The 3,862-nt window shown below is 58.1% G+C and carries 5 protein-coding genes and 2 pseudogenes; 4 read left to right on the top strand and 3 right to left on the bottom strand.

The window, feature by feature from the left end:
- Together E5W70_RS31370 and E5W70_RS33260 are read left to right on the top strand one after the other, a co-directional pair.
- Window positions 1–655 (top strand): annotated as a pseudogene (locus E5W70_RS31370) (chromosome partitioning protein ParB); the annotation flags it as partial.
- 34 nt (window positions 656–689) lie between these two features.
- Complete coding sequence (locus tag E5W70_RS33260; RefSeq protein WP_366509771.1) at window positions 690–815, top strand: hypothetical protein; 126 nt, start codon at window positions 690–692, stop codon at window positions 813–815.
- 602 nt (window positions 816–1,417) lie between these two features.
- Here the strand turns inward: E5W70_RS33260 and E5W70_RS31365 are convergent.
- The 3 genes and pseudogenes from E5W70_RS31365 to E5W70_RS31355 all read right to left on the bottom strand — a co-directional run.
- Window positions 1,418–1,771, bottom strand: coding sequence for a hypothetical protein (locus E5W70_RS31365; RefSeq protein ID WP_292665134.1), 354 nt, complete (start codon window positions 1,769–1,771; stop codon window positions 1,418–1,420).
- Window positions 1,772–1,815: 44 nt separating this feature from the next.
- Window positions 1,816–2,769 (bottom strand): NAD(P)/FAD-dependent oxidoreductase, encoded by a 954-nt coding sequence (locus E5W70_RS31360; protein ID WP_292665132.1) that lies wholly within the window; start codon window positions 2,767–2,769, stop codon window positions 1,816–1,818.
- A gap of 121 nt (window positions 2,770–2,890) precedes the next feature.
- Window positions 2,891–3,171, bottom strand: a pseudogene (locus tag E5W70_RS31355) (IS3 family transposase); the annotation flags it as partial.
- Window positions 3,172–3,466: 295 nt separating this feature from the next.
- Here E5W70_RS31355 and E5W70_RS31350 point away from each other — a divergent pair.
- Together E5W70_RS31350 and E5W70_RS33255 are read left to right on the top strand one after the other, a co-directional pair.
- Window positions 3,467–3,670: a hypothetical protein gene (locus E5W70_RS31350; protein ID WP_292665130.1), complete on the top strand. Its 204-nt coding sequence runs from the start codon at window positions 3,467–3,469 to the stop codon at window positions 3,668–3,670.
- The coding region (locus E5W70_RS33255) for an antitoxin Xre-like helix-turn-helix domain-containing protein (protein ID WP_366509770.1) at window positions 3,657–3,862 on the top strand (206 nt) is incomplete at its 3' end. The genes E5W70_RS31350 and E5W70_RS33255, both read left to right, overlap by 14 nt.

Raw genomic sequence — 3,862 nt, 5'->3', positions numbered from 1 at the left:
TCTGCTGGCCGAGGCTGGCGAGATCGCGAAGGATTTTCCCGTCGAATGCAAGGAGCGCTCCGGCGAGGAGGCTACGGGAATCAGCCTTTCCGAAAATGTCATGCGGGAGGACATGCACCCGGTCGATCAATACGAGGCTTTCAACGTCTTGGCCAAAGAGGGCAAGGCGATCGCTGACATTGCCGCTCGTTTCGGAACAACCGAAACCATCGTGCGCAAACGGCTGGCCTTGGCGCGCGTGTCGCCGGTGCTGTTGCAGATGTTCCGCGACGAGGACATGAGTTTTGCGCACTTGTCAGCCTTCACCGTTAACGACGATCACCAGCGGCAGGTTGAGGTATGGAGTGCTCTGCCCTCTTGGAACCGTGATGCTTTTTCCGTCCGGCGCGCGCTCACCGAGGAATTGGTTGCTGCGACGGACAAGCGTGTCCAGTTCATCGGCGGGCTGGCCGCCTATGAAGCGGCGGGCGGCGCCGTAAAGCGCGACCTGTTCGATGAACGCAACGCCGGTTATGTCACTGATACGGTGCTGCTGGAAAAGCTGGTTGCCGAAAGGCTTGAGGCGGGGGCCGAGGCGGTACGCGCCGAAGGCTGGAAATGGGTGGAGTGCCGCACTTCCATATCGCAACGCCACGGTAGTCAAGACGATAGCTGACGCCGCAAAAGCGCTTGAACCACCGTGGCCGTATATGGGCAGGCAAGGACGGCTCAAAGCGATCCGATTGATCCAGGAATGCATGGCAGGCCACTGCAGCCAACAGGCTGCGTTCGACGCGTTCAAGGCGGCTGCAATGGGACAAGGGCTGCTTAGATAAAAGCCCGCGGCATCATCCCATACACATGGACCGCGATTACGTGACGTGAAATTCGTTCGCGGCGCGTTCCGAGGCGGGGCCATAGGAGCGGACATCGACCATGGCGGGACCGATAGCACTTCGCGGCGCAAGCAACATCCATGCACATCCAGCCGGTCCGGCAGTCGACGTTGAAGCCTGTTACCCTGCAAGTTCCCGGTCGACTAAATGGGTTGAGATATTAGAAAAGTAGCCGGTACAGCCCTCGTGCTGGCATCCATAGCATTGTTGTCGTGCTGCTCTTCATGATCCCGAAGGGGTCGAGCTTCGCCCCCGAGTCCGGTCGTCACATGACGGCTAGGCGCCTAGCTGGCGGAAAGGGGGGCCTATCCCAACCGGCGGTGGTACCGGCCATCCATCGGGACAGCACTCCCGCAAGGTCATTGATGGTGTCTCCATCGCTGCACTGCTATTCACTGGTAGTCGGGCAGCGAAATTGGAAAGAGTTGCTGATCGCCGTGAGCTGATGTGCATCGTGTGACGGACTTCGAGCTCCGCACCTTTGCCGTTCTGGTCAACCTGCGTCGAACCTGCCCGCCGCTGGAACCGAAGCTCTACGCATCCTACACGACGCCGATCGATGAGTAACGGATGATCACCTCGTCCTGACGAAAGCGTCGCTCAAGGTCCGCACGGCGTGTTCGCCAGGCTCGCAGATCAATCTCCTCCGTCATCACCTCGAAGATGACGATTTCATCATTGCTGCACTCGCCGCCTTGCCGCCACAGTCCTTCGGCAGGTGCCTGCAAAAAAGCCGTGACGCCGGCGAACTGCTGGGCCAGTTCCTCTTTGATCCGGTCGAATTCCTGTTTGGGAAACGGTCTGCCGGAATTATCCGCGCGAGGTAGCAGGATTTGAAAAAGAAACATGATGAACCCCATGACCACGAACGGTCGCCGTGCCTCTTCGTTCCTCACCCCTAGTTCTCAGCGGCAGAGCCGGGCGCCATGCGCATATGATATCACCGTGGGCCGTGTTCGGCCTGGGACCAATGCTCGCCGTCACCATTTGCAAGATAGTTGTGCATGTCGGTTGCAGCGACCGCTGCGTGGCCGAATGCTACGGCAAGCTGATTGATCTCGTTGACCACATCTCCGGCTGCATAAAGTCCGCGGATTGCGGTGCGCTGGCGCGAATCCACGACGAGATTGCCCGCTTTGTCACAGCATGCACCAAGGTCGACCGCAAGCCTCGAGCGGATGGTCGAGCCCATCGCAGGATAAATGGCGTCAAACGAGAGCGTTGCGCCGTCGATGAGTTCCACTACCGCCTCCCGGCCCGTGGCGCAAACGGCATTGGGTCTGCATACACCGATCTTAATTCCGGCCCTCTTGAGTTTGGTACGCTCTTGCGGGGAGCGCTCGGATGGATCGGTAATCAGCACGGTCAGATCCTGAGTGAAGGTGCGCATGAACAGCGCCTTTTTTATCGCGTGTTCGGCTGGTCCGATGACGGCCACCCGTTTGTCGATTGCTTCATAGCCGTCGCAGATAGGGCACAATCGCAAGACGCCAGCTTGGATCATGTCGGTAGCGCTAGGAAGATCCGGGAGGATGTCAACAACGCCGGTTGCGATGAGCACCGAGCGGGCACGAATGGGAGATGAAGCGGCCGCCAAAAACCCAGCCTTCGTTTTGCGAATGGATACGATCCTGTCGCGGACCAAGCTTGCGCCGTATCGAGGAGCCTGCAGTTCGAGGCGGTCAAGCAGGTCAGGGCCGGTGATGCCGTCTGGGAAGCCTGGGCAGTTGCGCGTCAAGGGAATCCACTTTGCACGGCTTTCATCTGCGTCGACAACAATTACTCGCCTTCGAAATCTTCCAAGGTAAGTCGCAGCCGTTAGGCCCGCTGGCCCGCCACCTACGATCAGGCAGTCGAAGCTTCCTTCATGCCGGCTCGTGTCCCGGTTGACCATTCAGAAATCCTGAAATCACAAGGCTGGATTGCGAGGGCACAGCCGAACGCCGTTAAAGGAACGCGGAGCAGGCCATTTGGTTACAACGTCTCGCGGGTCATATATTTGAAGGCCGATGACGCTTGGAATTGCCTTTCGTCCGCTCAGCGAGATTAGAGCAGGAAACGACAGAACATCGGCCACCGTCTTCATCCGGAACTATCGAAGATCGGCCGCGGTATCGGTTTGACTGGGCTTAGGAAAGGACCTCGCGGAGAGGCTCGTTCTCCAACGTTTTGCGCCCGAGGATGTGTTCAAGCTCGCGCTCCCGTCTTCCAGCTTCTTGGCTTCGGAGTTGCCGATTACCGACTCATCGGAATCCACCGCCGCTAGGCTCCCCTCGCTCAAGAGCCGACGCGAGCGATCGCAACCATCAGTTCGACCTGTCCTCAAGCAGGTGCAGTTCACCAGATCCTACTTGGGACCTAGATCAGTGGTAGCTCTTAGTAGAGAATCGTGACATGCTGGAGGACATAGTTTATCGGCCAAAAGGTGATGGCTGGGTTTATGGCCGACAGAACAGGCCTACAAATGGTTGGCGGACCTATCGTCTCGATTTTCTTCCCATCCTATTGAAGTATTTGTGTTTTTTCGCCCCTGTTACTCTGTTTGTTACACAGCAACACAAGCTCCGTTTACAAGTAAGCTATTCAGACTCATGCTCAAGCGTAGCCTGGTCAATGGCAGGCAGCAGCTTGAGCTGACCGAATGGATCGCGGCGCTGCTCGACTGGTACAAGGCGCAGGGCTGCTTCACGGCGAGCATCCGCTACCGAACCCGCCTGTTCCTGCAGCTCGCGGAAAGCGCTCCGACCATTCCAGCGCTCCGCTGTTCTCGCGTATTGCCAAATGGCATACAATGAGATATTAACTGCCATATGGAGATACCGCATGTTAGCACTTGAACGCGTCGATACCGCCCCTGAGGCATTCCGTGCCGATCCTGTTACCCAGGACGAGGCGGCTGCCATGTTTCGCGCCGCGCTCAATCTTTTCGGCAAATGGGAATTGACCGACGAACAGGCGGCGACCCTGCTCGACATGCCGGTCCGGTC

This window comes from Mesorhizobium sp., assembly GCF_005063415.1.
Classification (GTDB): Bacteria; Pseudomonadota; Alphaproteobacteria; order Rhizobiales; family Rhizobiaceae; genus Mesorhizobium.
The sequence above is the reverse complement of the archived record's forward strand: the minus strand, read 5'-3'. Positions and strand labels throughout refer to the sequence as shown.

What these genes read in the sequence shown, in the direction of transcription:
- E5W70_RS33260 (WP_366509771.1), top strand. Translation starts at nt 690, where the DNA reads ATGGGCAGGCAAGGACGGCTCAAAGCGATCCGATTGATCCAGGAATGC.
- E5W70_RS31350 (WP_292665130.1), top strand. Translation starts at nt 3,467, where the DNA reads ATGCTCAAGCGTAGCCTGGTCAATGGCAGGCAGCAGCTTGAGCTGACC.
- E5W70_RS31360 (WP_292665132.1), bottom strand. Translation starts at nt 2,769, where the DNA reads ATGGTCAACCGGGACACGAGCCGGCATGAAGGAAGCTTCGACTGCCTG.